Below are 23,158 nucleotides of genomic sequence, written 5' to 3'. Positions count from 1 at the left end.
GAACAGGCGCCGCCCGACCAAGCCTCTGCCACTCGCCATCGGAAACCTCAGCCCGGACGACACAGCAAATGAGACGCGAACGTTGGTCCGCGGCCACGCTTAGCCCTCGCTTTAGATCACAAGCGCCATCTTCCAAGTTGCAATTCAGCGCTGATGATCATCAAAAGATGATTATAAATTGAATTTATAAATGACAAGTGAAACTTACATTTTTACCCTCATCAGAAGAAATAATGTATTAAAAATGCACTCTAGGGTCGAAAGGCTGAATGCGCCTGTGGGGCGGATGGAAACAGTGTAGCGCGCCGCATTTTAGCATTCACGATTTCACGGAACTGATGAAGAACCGTAACAACTCCGTCAAACAACCGGCGCATGAAGCGGTCGGCGCGCCTTCCTCGGAGGGCATTTGCGCCGGTCGAACCGTTTTCAACCCTTGCCGGATATTTGTCATGACCAAGCGTTTTCTCGCGGCTGCCGCTCTCGCCCTTCTGTCAAGCACAGTCTCCGCCAGCGCCACAGATATCGGCGCCACCTTCGCGACCGCCTGCCCCTTCGGCGATTGCGCCGCTGGCATCTCGCTCTCCTATCTCGGTGAATTCGTCATCCCCACAGGCCATATCGAAAACGGCGTCGAATTCGGCGGCATTTCTGGCCTCGATTTCGATGTCGCCACCGGCCATTATATCGCCATCAGCGACGACCGCTCGGAAAGAGGCCCGGCCCGCTTCTATGAACTCAACGTCGATGTCGACGCGTCGGGCCTTAAGCGCGTTTCGGTCGTCAAGCAGGTGACGCTGAAAGACAAGAACGGCGAGCTCTTCGTTGCCCGGACCGTCGATCCAGAATCGATCCGCCTTGGCAAGGATGGCATCTATTGGGGCAGTGAGGGCGACGGCAAGGCGCTGCTGGCGCCCTTCATCCGCGTCGCATCGCCGGACGGTTCCTTCGTCCGCGAATTCAAGCTGCCGGAGGGCTTTGCACCGACCGCAGACAAGTCAACAGGCATCCGCGACAACCTCGCTTTCGAGGATCTCGCGGTCGCGCCCTCCGGCGATGTTTTCGTCGGTGTCGAAGCGGCCCTTTACCAGGACGGTCCGAACCCCTCGCTGACGTCGGGCAGCCTGTCGCGCATCGTCCGCTACGACGGCGCCACCGGCGCGCCGAAAGCCGAGTACGTCTATCCCGTCTCGCCGATCCCGCAGGCCGCCACCAAGGCCGACGGCGGTAATGACAACGGCATGTCTGAAATGCTTGCCCTCGACGATCACCGCCTGCTCGCCGTCGAGCGGAGTTATGCCCAGGGCTTCGGCAACAGCATCGAGATCATGATGATGGATCTGACTGATGCCACCGATGTATCCGCCATCGCGTCCCTCGCCAAAAACGACCAGCGCGTCGTCCCTGTCCGCAAGAGCCAGGTCCTCGATTTGAGGGCGATCGGCCTCGTTCCCGACAATATCGAGGCCATGTCGCTCGGCAAGGCCAAGGACGGCACCGATCTTCTCATTCTCGGCTCCGACAATAATTTTTCGACCAGCCAGAAGACGCAATTCTATGCCTTCAAGGTTCTCAACCGCCCGCAGCAGTAAGACGCTCGGGTCTGCGGGTCGAATAGCGACGCTTTGTATACGCTTTCATGGTGCGGACCTTGAAACCGCCGGGTTGATGGCCCATAACCAGAGTACAAGAAAAAGAAGAGGCGCGCGTGGGTGTGTTCGACCGTCAGAAAAGCAATCATGAACCGCGATGGCTCGGATCGTCGGCGCAAACGCGCACGCCTCTGATTCCCTCCATTTCGGCGGCGCGCTGGTTGCTGGTCCTGGTCGTTGCTGCCGGCGTCTATTTCTTCTACGGCTTCCTCGTGCCGGTGCTCGCAGCCCTCGTCATCGGCTTTGCCAGCTGGCCGCTCTACCGCAAACTTCTTGCCCGCGTCGGCGGCAATACGACGATCGCCGCGACCATCGCGATCATCATGATCATCACCTTCCTGGTCATCCCGATCGGGCTTGCGGTCACCTATACGACGGGCGAAGTGCGCACCTGGGTCACCTGGGCGATCCATGCCAACCGCGTCGGCGCCCCGACGCCCGACTGGATCGTCGCACTGCCTTGGGCCGGTGCCTATCTCAATGAAGTCTGGACGAGATATATCGGCAGCCCCGGCGCCCTCGGCGAAGTCATCCAGGCGGTCAGCGGCGCCAATATCGGCAACATATACCGCGCCGTGCTCGCGGCCGGGGGCGGCGCCTTCCATCTGCTGCTGACCCTGCTCTTTATGCTGATCGCGCTGTTCTTCGTCTATCGCGACGGTTTTTCCTTTTCCAAGCAGATCGACATGCTGGGCGAGCGCATCCTGCCCAACCGCTGGGAGCGCATTTCCCGCGTCGTGCCGGCGACGATCAGCTCCACCGTCATGGGCATGACGCTGATCGCGATCGGAGAAGGCATCGTGCTCGGCCTTGCCTACTGGATTGCCGGCGTGCCCTCGCCGGTGACGCTCGGCGTTTTGACCGGTGTGATGGCGCTGATACCGGGCGGTGCGCCGCTCTCCTTCACGCTGGTCTCCATCTATCTGCTGGCGAGCGGCTCGCATGTCGCCGGCATCGGTCTCTTCGTCTGGGGGACGGTCGAGCTCTTCATCGTCGACAAGACCTTGCGGCCGAAACTCGTCGGCGGTCCGATCAAGCTGCCCTTCCTACCGACCTTCTTCGGCCTCGTCGGCGGCGTCAAGACGATGGGTTTCCTCGGCCTCTTCATCGGCCCGGTGCTGATGGCGCTGATCGTCGCCATCTGGCGCGAGTGGATCCACGAGGCCCGCAACGCCGATAAGAGCGAAACCGGGCCGCAGATCATCATCGACGAACAGGCCCCGCCGCCGGTCCCCGGTTCGCCGAAAACCATGCCGCGCGTCGCCGAAGGCTGAACATGGCTTCGCAGACCGGCTAACCCAGCCGCTTTTCCATGAACAGGCTGAGCGGATCCGGCAGATAGCTGCCGAAAGGCTCGATTTCCCGATATCCGTATTTGCGGTAGAGAGCGATCGCCTCGGGCTGGTAGATGCCGGTTTCGAGCCGGATCGCCGTCAGCTCCTTTTCTCCTGCGATTGCTTCGAGCGCATTCATCAGGCCGCTGGCGATCCTCAGCCCCCTCGCCTCGGGATCGACGAACATGCGCTTGATCTCAGCCGTGCCGTCACCGGCCTCGACCAGAGCGCAGCAGCCGACGATCGCATCGCCGTTGCGCGCGACGAGGAAGCTCAGCGAAGGCTTCTCCAGCACGGAGAGGTCGACCAGATGGTTGCTTTCCGCCGGATAGAGCGATTGCGCATAGGCATCGGAAAGATCGAGAAGGCGGATGACGCCCTCCTGGCGCGGCGGCTCATGGGCGATGGTGACGGACATGTTGGCTCCCTCTGCCGGCGCGTAACAAAATTTTCCCCGATATGACGGAGAGTTAATACCCTTGCCTTCATTCGGTTGGAATTGCGCCCTCTAAGACGATGAGGTGCTCAATAATTAAGGAAGCAAAATATGCAAGCGGTGCTGATCGCGATGACCATTCTCGGCTGCGACGATTCCATCAGCCAGTGCAATTATGTCGCGACGGTCGATAAACGCTGGGAAACTGTTTCCGCCTGTGATGCCGAAGCCGAACGACGGCTGAAGACCTATGTGAATGTCAACTATCCCTCGGTGATCGCGGTGTGCGAGGCGCCGAAAGCCATCGCCGCCGCCGAGCCGCCGAAACCAGCGCCCGCGCCTGCCGCCGCGCCCGAGGTCGCCGTCGCAGCGCCCCAACCAGCAGGAAGGATTGCCGGTTTTGCTGAAGGCATCGCCGGACAGGTCCGCGCCCACCTGCCCTCGGGCAGAAGCGTCAAGGACACACTCACCAAGCCGGTGCATTTTGTCTCCGCCAGTTATTCCTGGGTGGTGACGCGGCTAGCTGATTAGGCCGCCGCAAGCGCGGCATAGACGCGGGCCGATTGTCGCTTCTCGTTAACGTGCAGCTTTTCTACCATGTCGAGCAGTTCGCCGATCGCGCCATGCGCATCGTGATGGCGGAATCTTTCGAGAAGACGGCCGCAGACATTGCCGAGCACGCTGCCCGGCGCTTTTCTGGCGGCATCGCGCCACAGCATCGTCGCCTCGACGAAGATCACGCTGATATCCCTCGGCAGGCCGGCGGACTCGTAGAGCGCGCGCACGGCATGCATGCGCCCGGTGGCCAGGATCGAGCGCACGCGGCGCTCGCTGCACGCGGTCAGATCGACAATCGCGCCGGCGAAGAAATCCACCTTTCCGGCGCAGAGCGCATGCATCAGGAAGGACGGCGTCAGCCGGCCGTTGAGGCGCAGATGCGTCACGAGATCGGGTATTTCGTGCGGGGCGATGTCGCCGGCGATCGAAACGATGGCTGCCTCGGTCGCCTCGCGGCTGATGCGCTGAAGCCGCTGCAGGCCGATTGCCGCCTGCGCCAGCGGCAGCCCGATCAGCGCATTGCTGACATGCTGGGTGAGCAGCTGGCGGGCATCGGCGGGAAGATCGCTGCGATCGAGAAGCAGGTTGCGGACGTCGCAGCAGTCGCCGAGCCGTTCGGCGATGCGTTTCAACGACAGGCCGGAGATCACAGCGCCGTCATTCTCAAGCAGGCAGAGCAGTTCTTCCTCGTCGCCAACCTCCGCAAGCGCGGCGGAAACCGGACGCGTCACATGCGCCCTCGCCGCAATCAACATGCGGGTGGCGCCGTTGCCGCGCGCGGCAAGGTCGACGAGATCGGCATCGCTCAAAAGCGGCGAGCAGGTCACCGCGTGGCAGGCGACCTCGGGCTGGTCTTCGGCAAGCGAAAGAATCAGGTTGCGCGGCGCATCGGGCGACCAGGCGATCGCCTCGGCAAGTGCAAGCCGCACGCGCGGCGACGGATCGTCGAGAAGAAAGGTCATCGCCATTTCGGCCGCCGCCCGCTCGTCTGCGGACATTTCGGACTGCAGATAGGCACGCCCGAGGGCGTTTGCGGCCCGGGCCCGGTCACCGGTCTTGGCCGTTTCGATCCAACGAAGGAAAGCTTCTACGATCACGCGACGCCCCAGCACTTGAACGCGATTCCCTCGCGCTCCATTCAATGTTGCGACCGTAGCGGCAAAAGGTTTAAGATTGGTTCACCATGTTTCTTAAGCCTTTGGACGCCTGGCGGTTGGGCTCAGCCTTGCTGGGGCTTCGGCCGGATCATCTCGAAAACATCGCTGCCTTCGCTGTAATCCATGTAGCCCATCCGGGCCAAAGGTCGGGCGATTGACATGTCGAGGCGGCCGTCCCTGACGATCGCTTCGTCGATGCGGATGCCGACCACTTCGCCGAAGACCAGGACGTTTTCGGACGGTTCCCCCGACAGCGTCTTCGGCTCGATGATCTCGGTGACCTTGCATTCGAGCACCGCGAAAGCCTCGCCGACATAGGGCGCGTCGATCAGTTCGGCCTGCTTCGGCGTCAGGCCGGCAAAATCGAATTCGCTGTGGCCGTAGGGCAGCGCCGCCGAGGAGAGGTTCATCTTCTCGGCGAGATCGCGGCTGACGAAATTACAGGTGAAGACGCCGGTCTCGGCCGCATTGCGCTGGCTGTGTTTGCGTCCGGCGGAAGAAAACATCACCAGCTTCGGCCGGTCAGCAACGGCGTTGAAAAAGGAATAGGGCGCGAGATTGATCGATCCGTCCCTGCCCTTGCTGCCAATCCAGCCGATCGGACGCGGCGACACAATCGCTTTGAACGGATCATGCGCGAGCCCGTGCCGGTTGCTCTCGGTGGTGTAAAACATCAATCGTCTCCGCCGACCCAGGTCACCGTATCGGCAAGTTCCGGCCGCGGCCGCTCGATTGCCGGAAATGTGGTCGAGCCGATATGGATGAAGCCCGCCACCTTTTCATCCGAACCGACGCCGAGCAGCGGATAGGCGCGCTCGTCATAGGCGAACCACTCCGTCAGCCAGTTGGCGACATAACCACTGGCGTTGGCGGCGAGGATGACGTTGAAGCAAAGCGCGCCGGCCGACATCAACTGCTCCCATTCCGGGATCTTGATATGCGGTCCGGCTTTGCTCACGACGGCGACGACCACGGGCGCGCGGGTGAAACGGCTGCGCTCGACCTGGATCATCTCTTCGGAAAGGTCGGTCTTTGTCTGAAGTGCCAGCGTCAGAAGCTCCTCGCCGAGACGAACGCGCTGCTCTCCGCGATAGACGATGAAGCGCCAGGGGGCGATCTTGCCGTGATCGGGAACACGCGAGGCAAGCCGCAGGATCTCCTCGATCTCGGCCTTCTCGGGGCCTGGTTCGCACATCTGGAAAGCGGGGATGGAGCGGCGCACGGCGAGGTAGTCAATCAGCTTGATATCGGATTTCATGCGGGAGAGGCTCTCATTATTTATGCTGCGGCAAAGGGTGGGTCTTGAATTTGCCATCGCGTTGGTCTTGAAGTGGCCTTTGCGATTTCAGAAGTCAATCGGTTCACGAAACAGATGTTTGGCATTTTGCCTTTTGCACGCATCGGCCTTGCCATTGCCCTGATCATACTGACGCCCTTCGGCGCCAGCGCTCAGGATGCCTTCAAGGGATTCAAACAGCTTGAATCGACGCCGAAAATGCCGAAGCTCGATGCCTTCATCGCGCCCGGCGCGGCGCCCGAAGGGGTCAAGCTGCGCGACGTCCCGATGGAAGCGAAGCTGACGGCGGATGGCACGCCGGTCGAGGAAGGCCTCTCCTGGTACGTCTTCAGCCCGATCGCCGGATCCGACGGCAAGCTGCCGCTGATCGCCAGCGCCAAGGGCGGACCTGCCGCCTTCCAGCTCGCTCCGGGCGATTATTTCGTCAACGTCTCCTTCGGCCGCGCCGGCGTCACCAAGAAACTGACCGTGCCGGCTGAAGGCGAGGTCGACAAGCAGGTGATGGTGCTCGATGCCGGCGGCCTGCTGCTCAATGCCGTCTCCGGCACCGATGCCCGCATCCGCCCCGACCAGCTGAGCTTCTCGATCTATTCCTCGGAAGTGCGCGACGATGGCGAGCGCGGCCTCGTCATGGCCGATATCTCGCCGAATACCGTCGTCCGCCTCAATGCCGGCACCTATCACATCGTTTCCGAATATGGCAGCGTCAACGCCGTGATCCGCGCCGACATCCAGGTCGAGGCCGGCAAGCTAACCGAAGCGACGATCCAGCATCGCGCCGCGCAGATCACCTTCAAGCTGGTCTCCGACGCTGGCGGCGAAGCGATCGCCGATACGGCATGGTCGATCCTGACAGCGGCTGGCGACAGCGTCGGCGAAAGCGTCAGCGCCTTCCCCACCATGGTTCTCGCCGAAGGCGGATATTCCGCCGTCGCCCGCAACAAGGACAAGATCTACCAGCGCGATTTCACCGTCGTCGCCGGCAGGAACACCGATGTCGAGGTTCTGATGAAGGACCAGCAGCCGCAGCCTCCGGCGGATGCTGCCCGCACGGTTCAGCAAGTACCTGTGGGCACACCGACACCGCCGGGCGTCCAGCCGGCTCCGGTGGAGCCGCTGCCCTCTTACGAACAGCTCGTGCCGCAGCAGGGCGGTGACGACACCAGCCTCGATTGATTTTGCCGCGCGCGGTTTCGGCTCAGCCGAGACGTTTGGAGCGCGCGCTTCGGCGGCGCCACCGAGGAAACAGCCTCGTGATCGCGGTCCAAAAGCCCCGACTGTGCAGATCGGGAGCGTATCGGGCGCGTTCCGTCATTGGCATAGGGAAATTTTTTGAAGCGCGCTGCGGTCGGGTGATCCGTTCCCCGATCATGGTGGTCTAGTACAGATCTTGATCGGATTTCCGACAGCGCCGAATCCGGCGCTGTCCAATCCCGGCGATTTTCAGGCCGCCTTGGCTTTTTTTGCTTCGGCCTTGCGACGAATGTCGGGCGGTGTCGCTTCGAGGGCAAGGCTCTCGACGGCGGCGTCGAGCCCCATCGAAACCTGTTCCTGGCTGCCGAGGCGGCGGATATTGACCGTGCGCTCCTCGGCCTCCTTCCTGCCGCAGACGATGATGACAGGAACCTTGGTGACCGAATGTTCGCGGACCTTGTAGTTGATCTTCTCGTTGCGGAAGTCGGTTTCGACGTTGAGACCGGCCTCGCGCAACGCCTCGGCCACTTCAAGCCCGTAGGCGTCGGCTTCCGAGGTGATCGTTGCGACCACCACCTGAAGCGGCGATACCCAAAGCGGCATGTGGCCGGCAAAGTTCTCGATCAGGATGCCGAGGAAGCGCTCCATCGAGCCGCAGATGGCGCGGTGGATCATCACCGGCTGCGTCTTTTCGGAGTTGCTGTCGATATAGAAGGCGCCGAAGCGTTCCGGCAGGTTGAAGTCGACCTGCGTCGTGCCGCACTGCCATTCGCGACCGATCGCATCCTTCAGCGTATATTCGAACTTCGGCCCATAGAAGGCGCCCTCGCCCGGCAAGATGCCGGTCTTGATGTTGTTCGACTGCTGCTGGATCGTCTCCAGCACGCCCATCATCACGCTTTCGGCGCGGTCCCAGAGATCGTCCGAACCGACGCGCTTGTCCGGCCGGGTCGAGAGCTTGATGGTGACTTCATCGAAGCCGAAATCCTTGTAAACCGAAAGGATCAGGTCGTTGATTTTCAGGCATTCGGCGGCCATCTGCTCGTCGGTGCAGAAGATGTGCGCATCGTCCTGCGTGAAGCCGCGCACGCGCATCAGCCCGTGCAGCGCGCCCGACGGTTCGTAACGGTGGACATTGCCGAATTCGGCAAGCCGGATCGGCAGCTCGCGGTAGGATTTCAGCCCGTGCTTGAAGATCTGGATATGTCCGGGGCAGTTCATCGGCTTCAGCGCGAAGACGCGGTCGTCATCGGTGTCGTCGCCGGCAACCGTTACCTTGAACATGTTGTCGCGATACCAGCCCCAATGACCGGAGGTTTCCCACAGTGACTTGTCGAGCACCTGCGGCGCGTTGACTTCCTGATAGTCGCCGGCAAGCCGGCGGCGCATGTAGGCGACCAGCGTCTGGAATACGCGCCAGCCCTTGCCGTGCCAGAAGACGACGCCGGGACCCTCTTCCTGGAAATGGAAGAGATCCATCTCGCGGCCGAGCCGGCGATGATCGCGCTTTTCGGCTTCGGCAAGCATATGCAGATAGTTGTCGAGCTCCGACTGCTCGGCGAAGGCCGTACCGTAGATGCGGCTCAGCATCGGATTGTTGCTGTCGCCGCGCCAATAGGCGCCGGCCACCTTCAGCAGTTTGAAGGCGCTGCCGATCTGGCCGGTCGAGGCCATGTGCGGGCCGCGGCAGAGGTCGAACCAGTCGCCCTGATAGTAGATCTTGAGATCCTGCCCTTCCGGGATCGCGTCGACGAGTTCGACCTTGTACTGCTCGCCCTTGTCGGCGAAGACCTGTTTCGCCTTGTCGCGCGACCAGACCTGCTTGGTGAAGGCGGCGTTGCGGGCGATGATCTCCTTCATCTTCTTTTCGATTTTCGGCAGATCGTCGAGTGTGAAGGGCTCGTTCTTGGCGAAGTCGTAATAGAAGCCGTTTTCGATGACCGGGCCGATCGTCACCTGGGTACCGGGCCAGAGTTCCTGCACCGCTTCGGCCATGACATGCGCCGCGTCATGGCGGATGAGTTCGAGCGCGCGGTCGTCATTGCGGGTGATGATCTCGATCCTGCCGGTCGTCACGGGATCGGAAAGGTCGCGCACGGTGCCGTCGATCGCAACGGCGACCGCCTTCTTGGCCAGCGACTTGGAAATGGATTCAGCGACATCCCGGCCGGTTGCGCCGGCATCATAGCCGCGCACGGAACCATCGGGAAATGTCAGGGAAATAGCTTGGGACATCGAAATTCTCCTTGTCCAGTCCCGCCAACGAATGCGGGTGGTTGACTGAAACGCGCCTCCGCGGAGCTGAATGCGCAGCCGCCTGATAGCCAGATTTCCTGTCTGAGTAAAGATGAAGCGGGACAATCCGGCACCGAAGCGAGGTCGTGCGTCTATCCCCCATAGGTCATTGTGTAATTCTTGAGTGCCGACTTCAAGGGCTGGTCGATCTCATCGTCCAGCGGCCCATCGTAAAGGCCGCGTCGCAAGAGGCTTCTTTTCAGTGCCGTGCGGGTGAAAGGCGAAAACGCCTTCAGCTCATCGGCAATCTGCCGGTCTCCCTGCCGCATTGCCAGAAGGATGTTTTCGGCTGCATTATCCGAACTGAAGGTCGCATCATAGGCATAGGCCAGCCGATAGGCGGCTCTATTGTAGCCAGTGTCCATCGCCCGCAGATACCACTTGATGGCTTCTTGCCGGTTGACAGCAATTCCGAGGCCATCGTCGTAGAAACGCCCGAGCGCGAACATGCCGCCGGCCGAATTCAGCTCGGCGGATTTCTTATAATATTGGAATGCGATAGCCTGATCTTGATCTTTGCCGTTCTCGTAATACCACGCAAGATTAAGAGCGCCGGCCGCAGATCCCGCATCGGCCGCCTTCTGAAACCAGTTGCGGGCGATGGTCTGGTCCTCTTTGGTGCCGATGCCATTCTGGTAGTAGTAGCCGACGGCGTTCATCGCTTCAGGATATTGCTTGAGGGCCGCCATCATGAACCAGCTGAGCGCCTTGGAGCGATCAATGGGCACGCCCTGCCCGTATTCGTAGATATCGCCCAGGGCGTATTGCGCTTTCGCATTGCCATGGGCCCCGGCCTTCGTCAGCCATTCCAGAGCTTTGCCGAAATCTTTCTGGCTTCCATCCGCTCCTCGATAGAGCGTCCCGAGCCTGTACATCGCGTCAGCAGATTTCTTGTTCGCCGCCGCTTCGTACCACTCGATCGCTTTCGCATAGTCGCGGGCGACACCATCGCCATCTTCATATTTGATGCCGAGCAGCACCATCGCCGTGACGTTACCGGCGGCGGCGCCCTTTTCCAGATAGTCGATCGACTTGCCGTCGTCCCGCGGCAGATTGGCATCATTGGCGTACATTTGGCCAAGCTCGGCGAAGGCGTCGATGTATCCGTTCTCTGCGGCGGCCTTGAACCAGTGTACGGCTTCTCTCGAATCCTGAGTCGTACCCTCCCCTCTTTCATACAAAAGCCCAACACAATACTGGGCCTTGGCCGAACCATTTTCGGCGGCCTTGAGATACCAGACAAAGGATTTTTGGGCGTCGGCAGTCGTACCCGAACCGTCATAGGTGCGGTCCGCAACTTCGAGAAATGCGTCGGTATCTCCTGCCTCCGCCGCCTTCTGGAACCATTCGAAAGCTTTGACCACATCCTTGGGAAGGCCGCCGCCATTTTCATAACCATGGGCAAGCACCCGCATGGCGTCTGTATCGCCGGCGGCCGCAGATTTCTCCAGCCATTTCACGCCGTTTTCGACGTCGCGAGGACCACCCGTTCCCCTATAGAGCGATTGACCGAAACGTCGGGCGCCGCTGGAATCTCCGAGTTCGGCAGATTTTCCATACCAGATGCGGGCTTCGCTCTCGTCTACCGGCACACCTTTGCCTTGCTCATACATGGCGCCCACATCTGCCATGGCACGGGCATTCCCACGAGAGGCAGCTTCCTTCATCCAGTACATGGCCTGGTCATAGCGCGGATCGGGCATCTTCAATAAAAGCAAAGCCTTGCTACGATAGGCAGCGAGTATGTCTTGCGCAATTGCCTGATCCAGCAGGCTCTCGGCCTTTGCGAAGTCACGCTTCGTCTCCCTGCCCGCCACGTAGACGTCTGCCAGCGTCCTCATCGCATTGCCGTCGCCAAGTGCCACTGCTTTCTCAAGGAGATCGAGCGCCGTCTTTCTCTGCGTCTTGTCCCCATCTCTCAGATAGTATCGAGCAAGCGTCCTCATCCCATCGGCGGAACCTTTCCGCACCAGGTCGTCCAGCATGGCAACGGCGCGGCTGGCGTTCTTCTCCGTTCCAATGCCTTTCGTGTAAAGGAATGCGATGTCCGTTGTCGCTCTCTCATGGCCCTGTTCTGCTGCGGCTGAAAGCAGTGCAAAACCCCGCTCTGCGTTAACGGGAACACCAATCCCGTCCAGGTACATCCAAGCAAGTGATCTCTTGGCAGGAATATAGCCTAGCCGATCTGCAAGTTCGAAATAGGAGCGCGCCATGACAAAGTCCTGCGCAACGCCCCAGCCCAACATGTACATCTCTCCGAGATATTCGGCGGAGCGCGGATCGTTTGTTGCTCTTGCCTTTCTCAGCCAGGACAGCGCGGCATTGAGATCGCGCTCACGCCCGAGGCCGTAAGCAGCTGCCTCCGCCAGGTAATCCATGGAGGGTGCGTGTCCCTGGGCCGCCAACTCCTCGAATCCGGCAAGTGCCGGCTCGAATTGCTGAAGTTTGAATTTGCTGGCGAGCGAAAAATAGCGGGCGTCGATGGAGCCTGGTTCTGCCTGCAAATAGACTTCGCAAGCGGTAAGCGCATTCCGCCAATAAGCGAGATTGTCGATATCTAGGCCATCACGCGCCAGATGGCGGCACTTGGCTTCTGATGTGGGGTCATCTGCGCTTGCAGCAATTGCGGGAGAATTGGCAATGGAGATGACGAGAAAAAGTGAGGCGGTCGCGAGATAGAAGAGCTTCATTAGTGACGACATTTCGAAAACTAGGACTGGAAATACAGTGATATCCGCCACTTATTCAACTGCAAGTACATTTTTCCTTCGGTAAATGAAAACCTTTGAAGGCGTGTTCTCCTTGCATCTAGAATAGCATTTCAGTCAGGCCGCACACGGTGTTCCAGTTGCGCATCGTACCGACGCCGATCCGCTTCGTCGTCAGGGCCGAAAGCAGCTTGGATTGGCTCGGCTTGCCTCCGAAATCGATCCAGAGATCGCCGCCGACGACGGCGATGCGCTGCCCCTCCGTCATCAGCGGTTTCAGCGCCTCCACCTTCTTCGGGTCGACCGGCAGGCGCATCACCCGGACGATCACCTGGTCGCCCTTGCCGTCCTTGAAGGGATTGGTGCTGCAAAGCGCCATCCAAGTGCAGTCGCTGCGCACGATAATGTCGACATGTTTGCCGAATTTTTCTTCAAAGGCCTCTTCCAACGTGACCTCGAGTTCGTGCGGCCGCATTTCGTCGGCCTCGAAGACGAGATTGCCTGTGGAAACCAGCGTGCGCGGCTCGCGATAACCGAGCTCTTCGGCAAGGGCGCGCAAATCCTGCATGATGACGCGGCGGTCGGGCGTCAGGACAATGCTGTGCAGAAGGGCTATGAAGGTGCTCATGGCGGTCACCCTCTCTTGCGTCCGAGGGCGAGATAGCGCCAAGGGCTCCACCAGCGGAAGCTGTCGCCGAGCATCTCCGGCACCTGGTCGAGGCCGCTGGTGCCGCCGGGGCCGCAGCGGCCGACGCGAAACAGTGTCATCCAGCCGCCGGCCCAGAGGCCGTGGCGGGCGATCGACTCGTAGCCATATTCGGAGCAAGTCGGGATATGCCGGCAGGAATTGCCGATAAAGCCGGAAAGCGTCAGCTGGTAGAGGCGGATCAGCCCCATGCCGAGCAGGCGGTCGGGAGACTTGCGGAACGGGCCGGTATAATTGCGGGAAGTGAGTGCCGCCTTTTCACGCGGCTTTGCTGAACCGGCGGCACCGCCGTCGTCCTCATCGTCAGCCTGCCGAGCGCAGAACTCGCACATGTCAGTTACGCCTCGACAATTTCCGCCCGTTTTGCCTCGATCTGCCCGATCGCATCGACAACCGCATCGAAGGTCAGCATCGTCGAGGCATGGCGGGCCTTGTAGTCCCGCACCGGTAGCAGATAGCGCATGTCTTCGAATCGTCCATGGGGCCCCGCCCCGTCCGCCTTCAACATGGCGAGCATGTCCTGGCGGGCCTGGCGCAATTCGTCCGATGTGGCACCGACGACATGGCGGGCCATGATCGAAGACGAGGCCTGGCCGAGCGCGCAGGCCTTTACGTCATGGGCAAAGCCGGTCACGGTGTCGCCATCCATCTTCAGCCAGATCCGCACCTTTGAGCCGCAGAGCTTGGAATAGGCCTGGGCGCTTGCATCGGCATCATCAAGCGCGCCGGTCAATGGAATATTGCCGGCGAATTCGAGGATTTTGCTGTTGTAGATATCGTCCATGCTGGATTTCCGCTCCAAAATCACTGCGGATCGGCCTCTGTGGGGGCGTTATTGTCATCAAAACAAAAAACACACCGTGTCGTGTGAGGATACTTACATACGATGGCCGTCTTCCTATATGTATGTCGTTCGAAGGCCATTAAAATGCAATGGCCTCGTGTAAGTTTGATTGGGAAACCGTGCCGGACGGGCTGAACTGCCCTGAAAGCCCCGGAGCCTGCCAAAGGTGCATGAATTCCCGCATGGGATTGACCAGTGGCGATTCCGACAGATGGGTCCGCGGTGCGGACCAGGAGACCATTGTTCATGGACGCCATCGTAAAGAATTTTCCGCAGACGAACCGCGACTCGGATCGCCCCTCCCAGCAGGAGGCGGAGGAAGCCGTTCGCGTCCTGCTGCGCTGGGCCGGTGACAACCCGGCGCGTGAAGGTCTGCTCGAAACGCCGGCCCGCGTCGTCAAATCGTACCGCGAGCTTTTTTCCGGTTACGACATGGCGGCGGAAGACGTGCTCGGCCGCACCTTCGAGGAGGTTGCCGGTTACGACGACATGGTCCTCGTCAAGGACATTCCGTTTTACTCGCATTGCGAACACCACATGGTGCCGATCATCGGCAAGGCCCACGTTGCCTACATGCCTGATGGCCGTGTGCTCGGCCTGTCGAAGATTGCCCGTGTCGTCGAGATCTATGGCCGTCGCCTGCAGACGCAGGAAACGATGACCGCCCAGATCGCCCGGGCAATCGACGATACGCTGAATCCGCGCGGTGTCGCCGTGTTGATCGAGGCCGAACACATGTGCATGGCGATGCGCGGCGTTCAGAAGCAGGGCTCGACCACGTTGACGACCACCTTTACGGGAACGTTCAAGACCGAGCCGGCCGATCAGGCCCGTTTCATGACCATGGTGCGGAGCCGCTGATACCGGCTCCCTCAGGAGGGCCGCGATGAGTCAACTGATCTTCAATCAACCATCCGAGGACAAGTCGGCGTTGGAAGACGCCGGCGATTTCACGCCGCGTTTCGACGACCGCGGCCTGATCACCGCCATCGTGACCGACGCCGGCGACGGCGAGTTGCTGATGGTGGCGCACATGAATGCCCAAGCGCTGGCGCTGACCATCCAGACCGGCACGGCGCATTATTTCAGCCGTTCGCGCGGCAAGCTCTGGAAGAAGGGCGAGACCTCGGGCAATCTCCAGACGGTGAAGGAAATCCGCACCGATTGCGATCAGGACGCCATCTGGCTGAAGGTCGAGGTCGCCGGCCACGACGCCACCTGTCACACCGGCCGCCGCTCCTGCTTCTACCGGACGATCACGCTCCGAGATGGAAAGCCGATGCTCGATATCGTTGACGACGAGCGCCAATTCGATCCCGCGGACGTTTACGGAAAATAGGCTGTACCTCCCGGGCATTTGCCCCTTATTGCGCCAGAAACCGTCTCTATATACCATTTGGAAACTGATCGGGCAGACTATCGGAACCAAGTGTTGGGAGGGGAGAAGGCCATGCTGAGCTGGAGTTTGCATCGTCAAAGCTCTGAAGGCGAAGGTGCCGGTTCCGGCATGTCGACTACGCTCGAGACGATCCCGCCTCCCTCGCCCCTCAAGAAAATCAAGATCGCTCTGGCTCTCGGCGGCGGCGCTGCCCGCGGCTGGGCTCATATCGGCGTGCTGCGCGCCCTCGACGAGGCAAAGGTCGAGATCGGCATGATTGCCGGCACCTCGATCGGCGCTCTGGTCGGCGGCTGCTATCTCGCCGGCAAACTCGATGAACTCGAAAGTTTCGCGCGCTCGCTGACGATGCGCCGCATCGCAAGTCTGCTCGACCTGACGATCGGCGGCAGCGGCCTGTTCGGCGGCATGCGGCTGACCAAGCGCATGCAGGAACATCTCGAGGGCCTGAACGTCGAGGATCTCGACCGGCCGTTCGTGGCGGTCGCGGCCGAGGTCAATACCGGTCATGAAGTCTGGATTGCCAATGGTTCGCTGATTACGGCGCTGCGCGCCTCCTATGCCCTGCCCGGCATTTTCGAGCCGGTGCGCAGCAATCACCGCACGCTGGTCGACGGGGCGCTGGTCAATCCCGTCCCCGTCTCCGTCTGCCGCGCCTACGAGCAGCCGCTCGTCGTCGCCGTCAATCTCAATTACGATCTCTACGGCCGCTCGGCCGTCGTCCGGCACAATGCCAGCCTGTCGCCGCAGGAAGTGCAGAAGCAGGAAGAGGCGCCCTATGCGCGCCTCGGCATGACCGGCGTCATGGTGCAGGCCTTCAACATTATCCAGGACAGGATCGCCCGCGCCCGCCTTGCCGGCGACCCACCGGATATTTCGCTGCAGCCGCGGCTCAGCTATATCGGCCTTTCCGAATTCCACCGGGCTGGCGAGGCGATCGAACGCGGCTACGAGGAAGCCAGAGCCCGGCTCCCCGAGATCAAGCGCATGCAGGAAGTCTATGCAAGCAACCCCTGATGCACGTCGTCCAAAAGCCTGCAGCGCTTTTGCGGCAACGACATCGCTCAAGCACGGTCGGCGAAAACCTCAGCCGGCGATATAGGCCTTGATTTCCTCGGCCTCACGCTCGACTTCGGCGATACGCGATTTCACCACGTCGCCGATCGAGATGATGCCGGCAAGCTTGCCGTTGCTTTCCACCGGCACGTGACGGAAACGACGGCTGGTCATCAGCTCCATCAACTCGTTGACGGTCGTTTCCTCATGGCAGCGATAGACCTTCGCGGTCATGACCTGGGCCAGCGAGTGGTCGAGGCCTTCCTTACCGTGTTTGGCGATCGCATGCACGAGATCGCGCTCGGTGAACATCCCCGAAATTCGGTTCTCCATGCCGACGACGACGATGGCGCCGATCTTCTTCTTACTGAGGATGGCCGCCGCCTCGGCGACGGTGGTGTTCGGCCCGGCGGTGACGACGTCCCTGCCCTTCAGGTCGAGGATTGCTTTGACTGAACTGGTCATTCGAACCTCCTATGTCCGTGAAACACTTGTCACAGGCATCCGCGGCGGTTTCTCCCCCCGGCACGGATATAGGTCGATCGTGCACTGCTCGGCTCAGGATTGCAACATATCCTTCTCGGTTCCGTCAGGTTCCATCACCGGCGGGCGCGGCGCCCGGTCGAACAACGAAAACAGCAAGAAGCCGAAGACAAATCCGCCGATATGCGCATCCCAGGCAATCGCCTGGTCGCTGTCGCCGACGAGCGGGATGCCGACAGCGATCAGCGCGTTGCCGACCAGCCAGAGCAGCATGAAGATGATTACGGTGCGGCTCTTCAGCGCCTCGACGATGGAAAGCCGGGGATTGAGATGCGCAGGCGCCATCGGTCGCCGTTCGGCCGGAAAGGCGAATCGGCAGGCGGCGCCCATCAGCCCGGAGATCACGCCCGACGCGCCGATCAGCAATGACACGTCCCCCCAGTTCAGGACCGCGTGCAGGGCGGCGGACGCGACGGCGGAAAAAAGCCAGAAGAGCGCGAAACGCAGCGTCCCGATGCGGCGCACGACCGGCGCGCCGAAGGCCATCAGCCAGAAGGCGTTAAAGAGGATATGCTGGACGCTGCCGTGCAGCAGCGAATAGGTGACGGGTGTCCAGAACAGCTCCGGCCCCTGCTGCGACAGCGGAATCACATAGCGGGCGGGAACGAAGCCGAAGGTGAAGAACAGCCAGTTCAGCGCATCGTCGGAGAGCAGGAGTTCCTGCACTGCATAAATGACACCAAGCAGGCAAAGACTGAAGAACAGTGCCGGTGGGAGGTTGAAGACCGGTTCGCGCGGTGGCCGTGCCGGCGGCTGGACCTCGGGAGGTTCGGGCGCCTTGTGCGGCTCGGCCGTCTGCTCATTCATCTGTGTTTCGCCTCGTTGAGGCCACAGCCATACAGGAGCGATTGTCAAAAAAAAAGCCGTCCGAAGGGTCGGACGGCATACCGGGAGCTCCAGGAAAAGACCTCGGCCCGGGCAGGTTGTGCTGAACTTCGAAAGTCGAAGCGATGGCAGGACAGTCTCACGACGGGCATCGCATCTCAACCGAAACCATCTCTTAACCTTAACCGCCGTGATTTGGCATGAAATCCGCAAGGTAGAGCTTGTACGGGCAATGACTGCCCAAAAATGCTCCGGAATGGAACAGGTTGGTGTGAAATGCGGCTACAAACGACCGTCGAAATTTTTGACTACTGGAACCGTATCCGCGGCGCTGCCGATGCGCCGCTGAAATCACAGGTCGAACCCTCCGCCGTCCCCCATCTTCTCCAAAGTCTCTTTATTCTGGAGACGCGCAAGGGTGGAGATATCGGCTTTCGGCTCGCCGGCACCCGTATCTGTGATCTCTTCGGGCGTGACCTCCGCGGCGAACGTTTTTCGTCTCTCTGGGCAAATGGTCAGCTCGCGGACATCGAACGCACGGCGATGGGTGTCATGGACCATGCCATGCCGGCCCTGTTCAACGCCACCGGCTACAGCACTGTCGGTCATCAGGCCTCCTTCGAGATTATCATGATGCCGCTGCGTTCGCCGGACGGCGCCTGCGACCGGCTGCTCGGCGCGATCGCGCCGGCAGCGGCCGCGAGCTGGCTGGAGATCGTACCGCTCGAATTCCTGGCGCTCGACCGCAGCCGTCTGCTGCCCGGAAAATTCGACAAGGCAGCACCGGCCGAACTGCGGCGCCCCATCAACAGGATCGTCGCCGGCAAAAGCATCCATTTCGGGCAGGTCATGCGCCGCATGGTGTCGCAGCTGCTGAGCGTGGAGGCTCGTTGACGGTCCCGTTTCGGCACATCTTGCATACTCGTTTTCCGCTATGTCGGGGTGGGGCAGAACAACCTTCTGTTAATGGATTGTGGGTAAAGATCGGTCTCTGTGATTTTCATGAAGAAGCCCCTTGATGCACTCGTTCCAGCCAGCTCAGACGCAACGACCTGCGCCGCGCCCTGAACAGGGCGTATTCCAGCGCGTGCCCATCAATATGCAGGGCCGGCTGATGCTTGCGAACTACGAAGAATTCGAATGCATGGTGATCGACATGTCGCCTGGCGATATGTACGTCACCTGCCTCGGCCGGCCGCGCGCCAACGAACGCGTCGTCGCTTATATTGACCATCTCGGCCGCGTCGAAGGCTATGTCCAGACGATCGATGGCCGCGGCTTCACCATGTCGATCAATGCCACCGACCGGAAGCGCGAGAAACTCGCGGCCCAGCTCACCTGGCTTGCCAACAAACACGAACTCGGCCTGCCCGAGGATCGCCGCCACGACCGTCTGACGCCACGCGACACGAAGACCGATCTGACGCTGGAGGACGGCACGCTTTATTCCTGCCGCATCATGGACCTTTCGCTGTCGGGCGCCGCCGTCGACGTCGAAATGCGCCCTTCGATCGGAACGGCTGTGCGCCTCGGCAACATGCGTGGGCGCGTCGTGCGCCACTTCGTCGAAGGCGTGGCAATCGAATTCCTGTCGATCCAGTCCCGCGAGACGCTGCGCGAATTCCTTTAACAGCTGCTGAAAATGGCGTTGCCTGCCGGGGATTCCGTGGCGGGTGCAAATTCTCGACGGACTTCCATCGAACGCGATTGCCAAGTCCGGTGCGCACCCGGTCAGGTCGTGTTGACAAGCCGCACTTCAAGGCAAGAGCTTTGCAAGCGGCAACGAATCTGGCTTTGGAAAACAAGCGCGAAATCCTGTCGCAAGTCGGTCCACTCAGTCGGTAGATACTATTATGAGGGGAACAAGCTGCGACACCAATCGGCACCCAATCAGGTCGCCCAAAATTGAGCAGTGCTGTTGCGTCCCGGAGTGCCCCGCCCTCGCCGGTCTTCCCTTCGTCACGGATATAACGGATAAGGCCCCGCCTCAACTCGAGAGACGCGCCCATGTCAGCTCTTTATCCCGAAATCGAACCCTATGATCATGGCATGCTCGATACGGGCGACGGCACTGATCTATTGGGAGGCCTGCGGCAATCCGGCGGGCCGCCCGGCGCTGGTGCTTCATGGCGGCCCTGGTTCCGGCTGTACGACCGCGGACGCCTACCGAATCATTCTGTTCGATCAGCGCAATTGTGGCCGCAGCCTGCCGAGCGATCCCGAAACCGATCTCTCCCTCAACACCACCTGGCATCTCGTTGCCGATATCGAGCGGCTGAGGGGCCGTCCGGGCATCGATACCTGGCTCCTTTTCGGCAATTCCTGGGGTTCGACGCTGGCGCTGGCCTATGCTGAAACCCATCCGGAGTGTGTCGCCGCGATCGTCCTGTCAGGCGTGACCACCACCCGGCGCTCGGAAATCGACTGGCTCCATCGCGGCATGGCGCCGCTCTTTCCGGAAGAGTGGCATCGTTTCCGCCAGGCTGTTCCTCCTGGCAGCCAGGGACGGGACGAGGACATGGTCGCCGCCTATCATCGTCTCATTAACGATCCGGACCCGGAAACGCGCCTCAAGGCGGCGCGCGACTGGCATGATTGGGAGGCGGCCTCGATCCTGCTCGCCGATCCCCAAGGCCGGCCGCGCCGCTGGGCCGATCCGGCCTATTTGCTGACGCGCGCCCGCATCATCACCCACTACTGCAGCAATGGCGCATGGTTGGAGGACGGCCAGCTTGTGAAAAACGCCGCGCGGCTTACCGGCATTCCCGGTATTCTGCTGCAGGGAAGGTTCGACATCGAGGCGCCGCTCGTCACGGCTTGGGAACTCGCCCGCGCCTGGCCGCAAAGCGAGCTCAGCATCCTTCCGCATGCTGCCCATTCCATCGCAAATCCGGATATGAGCGCGGCGATTGTGACTGCCACCGATCGATTTCGCGATTTTCCTCAAAAATAATTTTCCCGCCTACATCGGCGATCTGAGCGATATTCTGCTTTCGAACCGGCCGAATCGGTCGTTTCCGGCGGCATCGTCGACCGGCGGCACGCCGCCGCAGATCGCTTATCGGCCGGCGGAATTTACCCGGCTCAACGAAAATCCTTAACATGAGGACGGCAACGCAACCTTTTCACGGGCGAAAGCCTTGTTGCCTGGATTACAATTTTAATCGAATTCGAGACAAATCCGCATCGAATTTTATGCGTATTCGAATCTGTTTTTAGCCAAGGTTTATCGGTATTTGAATCAACTAAGCATTTAATTCTATTGCGTAATTTTCCGTGAGATAAAAACGTCTGTGCCATTGTCACCTCAACTTACGGGGAGACGGCAATGACAACTGCGAATATCCTGAAAGGCGGCCTTCTGGCTGGTGCGATCATGATGGCAATGGCGGGTTCGGGACAGGCGATGCCCGCCAGCATGGCCCTGGCAGGCAATGCCAGCCCGCCGATCGGACACTACGAATTCTGCAAGGCGAATCCGACGGAATGTGTTGAAGTCGGCGGCGATGCCGGACCGGCCATCCTCACCGAGGATCGCTGGAAGGAAATTCTCAAGGTCAACTACACCGTCAATTCGACGATCCAGCCGATGACCGATGAGCAGATCTACGGTGTCGAGGAGCGCTGGGCCTATCCGCGCACCGTCGGCGACTGCGAGGATTACGCCCTGCTGAAGCGCAAGATGCTGATCGACGACGGTTTCTCGCCGTCCGACACGCTGATCACCGTCGTGCTGCAGCCGAATGGCGAAGGCCATGCCGTGCTGACTGTTCGTACCGATCACGGCGACTTCATTCTCGACAACATGCGCAACAAGGTGCTGCTGTGGTCGGATACCGAATACACCTATCTGAAGCGCCAGTCCGCCGACGATCCTGCCCGCTGGTCGAAGCTTCAGGACGGCCGCGCTGTCGCGGTCGGTAGCGTCAAGTAAGAACAGCCTGCCGGCCAATGCCGGCTGCAGCCTGCGGCCCGGTCAGTCCCCGCATCCCGTCCCCGACCGGTGCCCAAGAGCCGTTCCCGCTGTCCCGGGAACGGCTCGCCCCTTTCCGAGACTTCCCTTACGAAAGCGCTTCGCGATCTCAAGCTGCGCTCCTGCGCTTCAAGTCTTTGTTTTTACGCATGTCGTTATCGCAAACCGCTGCATAGTTTTGCGCGACGGGGTTTAGCACCTTAGTGAATTGTTAACCCTGCCGGTCCGATCATGGCGATGAGAATCATCATCGGACCGGCGGCTCATGTTCTTCCTGCGGCGGACCGAAACGCGAAGAACCGCCATGAGCCATGCCGCGCACAGCGCACCCGACGAGCAGCCGCTTCTTTCCATGGGGTTTCTCCTCCGCACGATGGCGGTGATCGCCGCCCTGGCGGTCCTGACTGTTGCTATCAGCATCGGCGGCCGTTGGTTCGGCCGGCATATCTCGCTTGCCGGAAATACCGACAGCACGGTTGAAATTCAGCTGGCCATCGGCCGCGACACCGTAAAATTCCCCGAGAACGCCATCCGCTTCCCAAGCCAAAGGCATGACGGCGCCGCCGAGCGCGTCGATCTCTACCTCGCCTGGCCGGAGATGCAGGGTTACGGCAAGGAAAATCACCTTCGATTCGACGATATCGCCCAATCCTCCGGGCTGATCTTCCTGCAGATCACCCAGAGCACCATGTCGCGCGACATGTCCGGGCGGCTGGAGCCGATCTATTCGCATCTGCTCGAAGGCCCGGCCGAGCCGTTTCGCGACGGGCTGACGCTGCATCGTCTTCGCGCCGATGCGGGTTACGGCGATGAGGTGCTGCTGACGGCGCCCGTCAAGGGCGGGCCGGATTACGTCGTGCGCTGCATATTGCCGTCAGCTCCGGATAAGGCGGCGGGCGGAGATTGTCAGCGCGATATCAAAGTCGGCAGGGATCTCAGTGTTCTCTATCGTTTTTCGAGCAGCCATCTCGACGACTGGGAACACATTGATGCCGCTATCCGCACCTTTGTAGACGCGCGTCTTGTGAACCGTTCTGCGACAGGTCTCTAAAATGCTCCACGGACAGCGAAATAAACGATTCATCATAAACGGATTGGTAACGCCCAACCGGTAGTTTTAGCAGACGAGCTGCGCGGCGGGAGGTGTGCGGTTCCTGCCAAATTCTGAAATGCCAAATATCTGA

At 60.7% G+C, this 23,158-nt stretch carries 22 protein-coding genes and 1 pseudogene; 12 read left to right on the top strand and 11 right to left on the bottom strand.

The window, feature by feature from the left end; all coding sequences use genetic code 11:
- The first annotated feature begins 452 nt into the window (after positions 1-452).
- Together ACM5SV_RS26655 and ACM5SV_RS26650 are read left to right on the top strand one after the other, a co-directional pair.
- The gene (locus ACM5SV_RS26655; RefSeq protein WP_012757538.1) at positions 453-1,592 is read left to right on the top strand and encodes an esterase-like activity of phytase family protein; all 1,140 of its coding nucleotides are present in this window, start codon (positions 453-455) and stop codon (positions 1,590-1,592) included.
- Positions 1,593-1,708: 116 nt separating this feature from the next.
- On the top strand, positions 1,709-2,926 hold the full coding sequence (locus ACM5SV_RS26650) for an AI-2E family transporter (protein ID WP_012757539.1): 1,218 nt from the start codon (positions 1,709-1,711) through the stop codon (positions 2,924-2,926).
- Between the two features lie 19 nt (positions 2,927-2,945).
- Here ACM5SV_RS26650 and ACM5SV_RS26645 read toward each other — a convergent pair whose 3' ends face one another.
- A complete protein-coding gene (locus ACM5SV_RS26645) occupies positions 2,946-3,404 on the bottom strand; it encodes a GNAT family N-acetyltransferase (protein ID WP_222017187.1) in 459 nt (152 codons plus the stop codon).
- 129 nt (positions 3,405-3,533) lie between these two features.
- Here ACM5SV_RS26645 and ACM5SV_RS26640 point away from each other — a divergent pair, with 129 nt between their 5' ends.
- Complete coding sequence (locus ACM5SV_RS26640) at positions 3,534-3,953, top strand: hypothetical protein (protein WP_012757541.1); 420 nt, start codon at positions 3,534-3,536, stop codon at positions 3,951-3,953.
- Here the strand turns inward: ACM5SV_RS26640 and ACM5SV_RS26635 are convergent.
- The 3 genes from ACM5SV_RS26635 to ACM5SV_RS26625 all read right to left on the bottom strand — a co-directional run bounded on the left by ACM5SV_RS26635 (position 3,950) and on the right by ACM5SV_RS26625 (position 6,395).
- Positions 3,950-5,092, bottom strand: a complete 1,143-nt coding sequence (locus ACM5SV_RS26635; protein WP_222017189.1) for a DUF2336 domain-containing protein — start codon at positions 5,090-5,092, stop codon at positions 3,950-3,952. The genes ACM5SV_RS26640 and ACM5SV_RS26635 overlap by 4 nt on opposite strands.
- Positions 5,093-5,199: 107 nt before the next feature.
- Positions 5,200-5,811, bottom strand: a complete 612-nt coding sequence (locus ACM5SV_RS26630; RefSeq protein WP_222017191.1) for a flavin reductase family protein — start codon at positions 5,809-5,811, stop codon at positions 5,200-5,202.
- Positions 5,811-6,395, bottom strand: a complete 585-nt coding sequence (locus ACM5SV_RS26625) for a nitroreductase family protein (protein WP_105006083.1) — start codon at positions 6,393-6,395, stop codon at positions 5,811-5,813. Before ACM5SV_RS26625 ends, ACM5SV_RS26630 begins: the two co-directional genes overlap by 1 nt.
- A 114-nt stretch (positions 6,396-6,509) precedes the next feature.
- Here ACM5SV_RS26625 and ACM5SV_RS26620 point away from each other — a divergent pair, with 114 nt between their 5' ends.
- Positions 6,510-7,610 carry a hypothetical protein gene (locus tag ACM5SV_RS26620; RefSeq protein ID WP_222017193.1) on the top strand — a complete coding sequence of 367 codons (1,101 nt, stop codon included), beginning with the start codon at positions 6,510-6,512 and terminating at the stop codon, positions 7,608-7,610.
- A 267-nt stretch (positions 7,611-7,877) separates the two neighbouring features.
- Here ACM5SV_RS26620 and thrS read toward each other — a convergent pair whose 3' ends face one another.
- The 5 genes from thrS to ACM5SV_RS26595 form a co-directional block, all read right to left on the bottom strand.
- Entirely contained in the window at positions 7,878-9,863 is a 1,986-nt protein-coding gene (gene thrS / locus ACM5SV_RS26615; protein WP_105006084.1) for a threonine--tRNA ligase, read from the bottom strand.
- Positions 9,864-10,015: 152 nt separating this feature from the next.
- Positions 10,016-12,625 carry a tetratricopeptide repeat protein gene (locus ACM5SV_RS26610; RefSeq protein ID WP_260690389.1) on the bottom strand — a complete coding sequence of 870 codons (2,610 nt, stop codon included), beginning with the start codon at positions 12,623-12,625 and terminating at the stop codon, positions 10,016-10,018.
- Positions 12,626-12,731: 106 nt separating this feature from the next.
- A complete protein-coding gene (locus ACM5SV_RS26605; RefSeq protein WP_012757548.1) occupies positions 12,732-13,259 on the bottom strand; it encodes a DUF1697 domain-containing protein in 528 nt (175 codons plus the stop codon).
- Positions 13,260-13,264: 5 nt separating this feature from the next.
- On the bottom strand, positions 13,265-13,669 hold the full coding sequence (gene yidD, locus ACM5SV_RS26600; protein ID WP_012757549.1) for a membrane protein insertion efficiency factor YidD: 405 nt from the start codon (positions 13,667-13,669) through the stop codon (positions 13,265-13,267).
- 5 nt (positions 13,670-13,674) lie between these two features.
- Positions 13,675-14,121 (bottom strand): iron-sulfur cluster assembly scaffold protein, encoded by a 447-nt coding sequence (locus ACM5SV_RS26595; protein ID WP_017994140.1) that lies wholly within the window; start codon positions 14,119-14,121, stop codon positions 13,675-13,677.
- A gap of 306 nt (positions 14,122-14,427) precedes the next feature.
- Between ACM5SV_RS26595 and folE the strand changes: the two genes are divergently transcribed.
- The 3 genes from folE (at position 14,428) to ACM5SV_RS26580 (ending at position 16,594) form a co-directional block, all read left to right on the top strand.
- Positions 14,428-15,042 (top strand): GTP cyclohydrolase I FolE, encoded by a 615-nt coding sequence (gene folE, locus ACM5SV_RS26590; protein WP_012757551.1) that lies wholly within the window; start codon positions 14,428-14,430, stop codon positions 15,040-15,042.
- 25 nt (positions 15,043-15,067) lie between these two features.
- The gene (hisI, locus tag ACM5SV_RS26585) at positions 15,068-15,520 is read left to right on the top strand and encodes a phosphoribosyl-AMP cyclohydrolase (protein WP_012757552.1); all 453 of its coding nucleotides are present in this window, start codon (positions 15,068-15,070) and stop codon (positions 15,518-15,520) included.
- Between the two features lie 111 nt (positions 15,521-15,631).
- Complete coding sequence (locus ACM5SV_RS26580) at positions 15,632-16,594, top strand: patatin-like phospholipase family protein (RefSeq protein ID WP_012757553.1); 963 nt, start codon at positions 15,632-15,634, stop codon at positions 16,592-16,594.
- Between the two features lie 69 nt (positions 16,595-16,663).
- On the opposite strand, the gene ACM5SV_RS26575 is transcribed toward ACM5SV_RS26580, so the two are convergent.
- Both ACM5SV_RS26575 and ACM5SV_RS26570 read right to left on the bottom strand, forming a co-directional pair.
- Positions 16,664-17,098, bottom strand: a complete 435-nt coding sequence (locus ACM5SV_RS26575; protein WP_011652090.1) for a CBS domain-containing protein — start codon at positions 17,096-17,098, stop codon at positions 16,664-16,666.
- 93 nt (positions 17,099-17,191) lie between these two features.
- Positions 17,192-17,983: a rhomboid family intramembrane serine protease gene (locus tag ACM5SV_RS26570; RefSeq protein ID WP_012757554.1), complete on the bottom strand. Its 792-nt coding sequence runs from the start codon at positions 17,981-17,983 to the stop codon at positions 17,192-17,194.
- Between the two features lie 264 nt (positions 17,984-18,247).
- Between ACM5SV_RS26570 and ACM5SV_RS26565 the strand changes: the two genes are divergently transcribed.
- The 5 genes and pseudogenes from ACM5SV_RS26565 (at position 18,248) to ACM5SV_RS26545 (ending at position 23,025) form a co-directional block, all read left to right on the top strand.
- On the top strand, positions 18,248-18,895 hold the full coding sequence (locus ACM5SV_RS26565) for a PAS domain-containing protein (protein WP_222017195.1): 648 nt from the start codon (positions 18,248-18,250) through the stop codon (positions 18,893-18,895).
- 124 nt (positions 18,896-19,019) lie between these two features.
- A complete protein-coding gene (locus tag ACM5SV_RS26560) occupies positions 19,020-19,631 on the top strand; it encodes a PilZ domain-containing protein (protein WP_012757556.1) in 612 nt (203 codons plus the stop codon).
- A gap of 377 nt (positions 19,632-20,008) precedes the next feature.
- Positions 20,009-20,954 (top strand): annotated as a pseudogene (gene pip / locus ACM5SV_RS26555) (prolyl aminopeptidase).
- A gap of 375 nt (positions 20,955-21,329) precedes the next feature.
- Positions 21,330-21,935 (top strand): transglutaminase-like cysteine peptidase, encoded by a 606-nt coding sequence (locus ACM5SV_RS26550; RefSeq protein ID WP_011652094.1) that lies wholly within the window; start codon positions 21,330-21,332, stop codon positions 21,933-21,935.
- Positions 21,936-22,239: 304 nt separating this feature from the next.
- The gene (locus tag ACM5SV_RS26545) at positions 22,240-23,025 is read left to right on the top strand and encodes a hypothetical protein (RefSeq protein WP_221974203.1); all 786 of its coding nucleotides are present in this window, start codon (positions 22,240-22,242) and stop codon (positions 23,023-23,025) included.
- Positions 23,026-23,158 lie beyond the last annotated feature (133 nt).

Origin of the sequence: Rhizobium sp. CRRU65, from assembly GCF_048551595.1 — a bacterium.
GTDB classification, from domain to species: Bacteria; Pseudomonadota; Alphaproteobacteria; order Rhizobiales; family Rhizobiaceae; genus Rhizobium; species Rhizobium leguminosarum_J.
The sequence above is the reverse complement of the archived record's forward strand: the minus strand, read 5'-3'. Positions and strand labels throughout refer to the sequence as shown.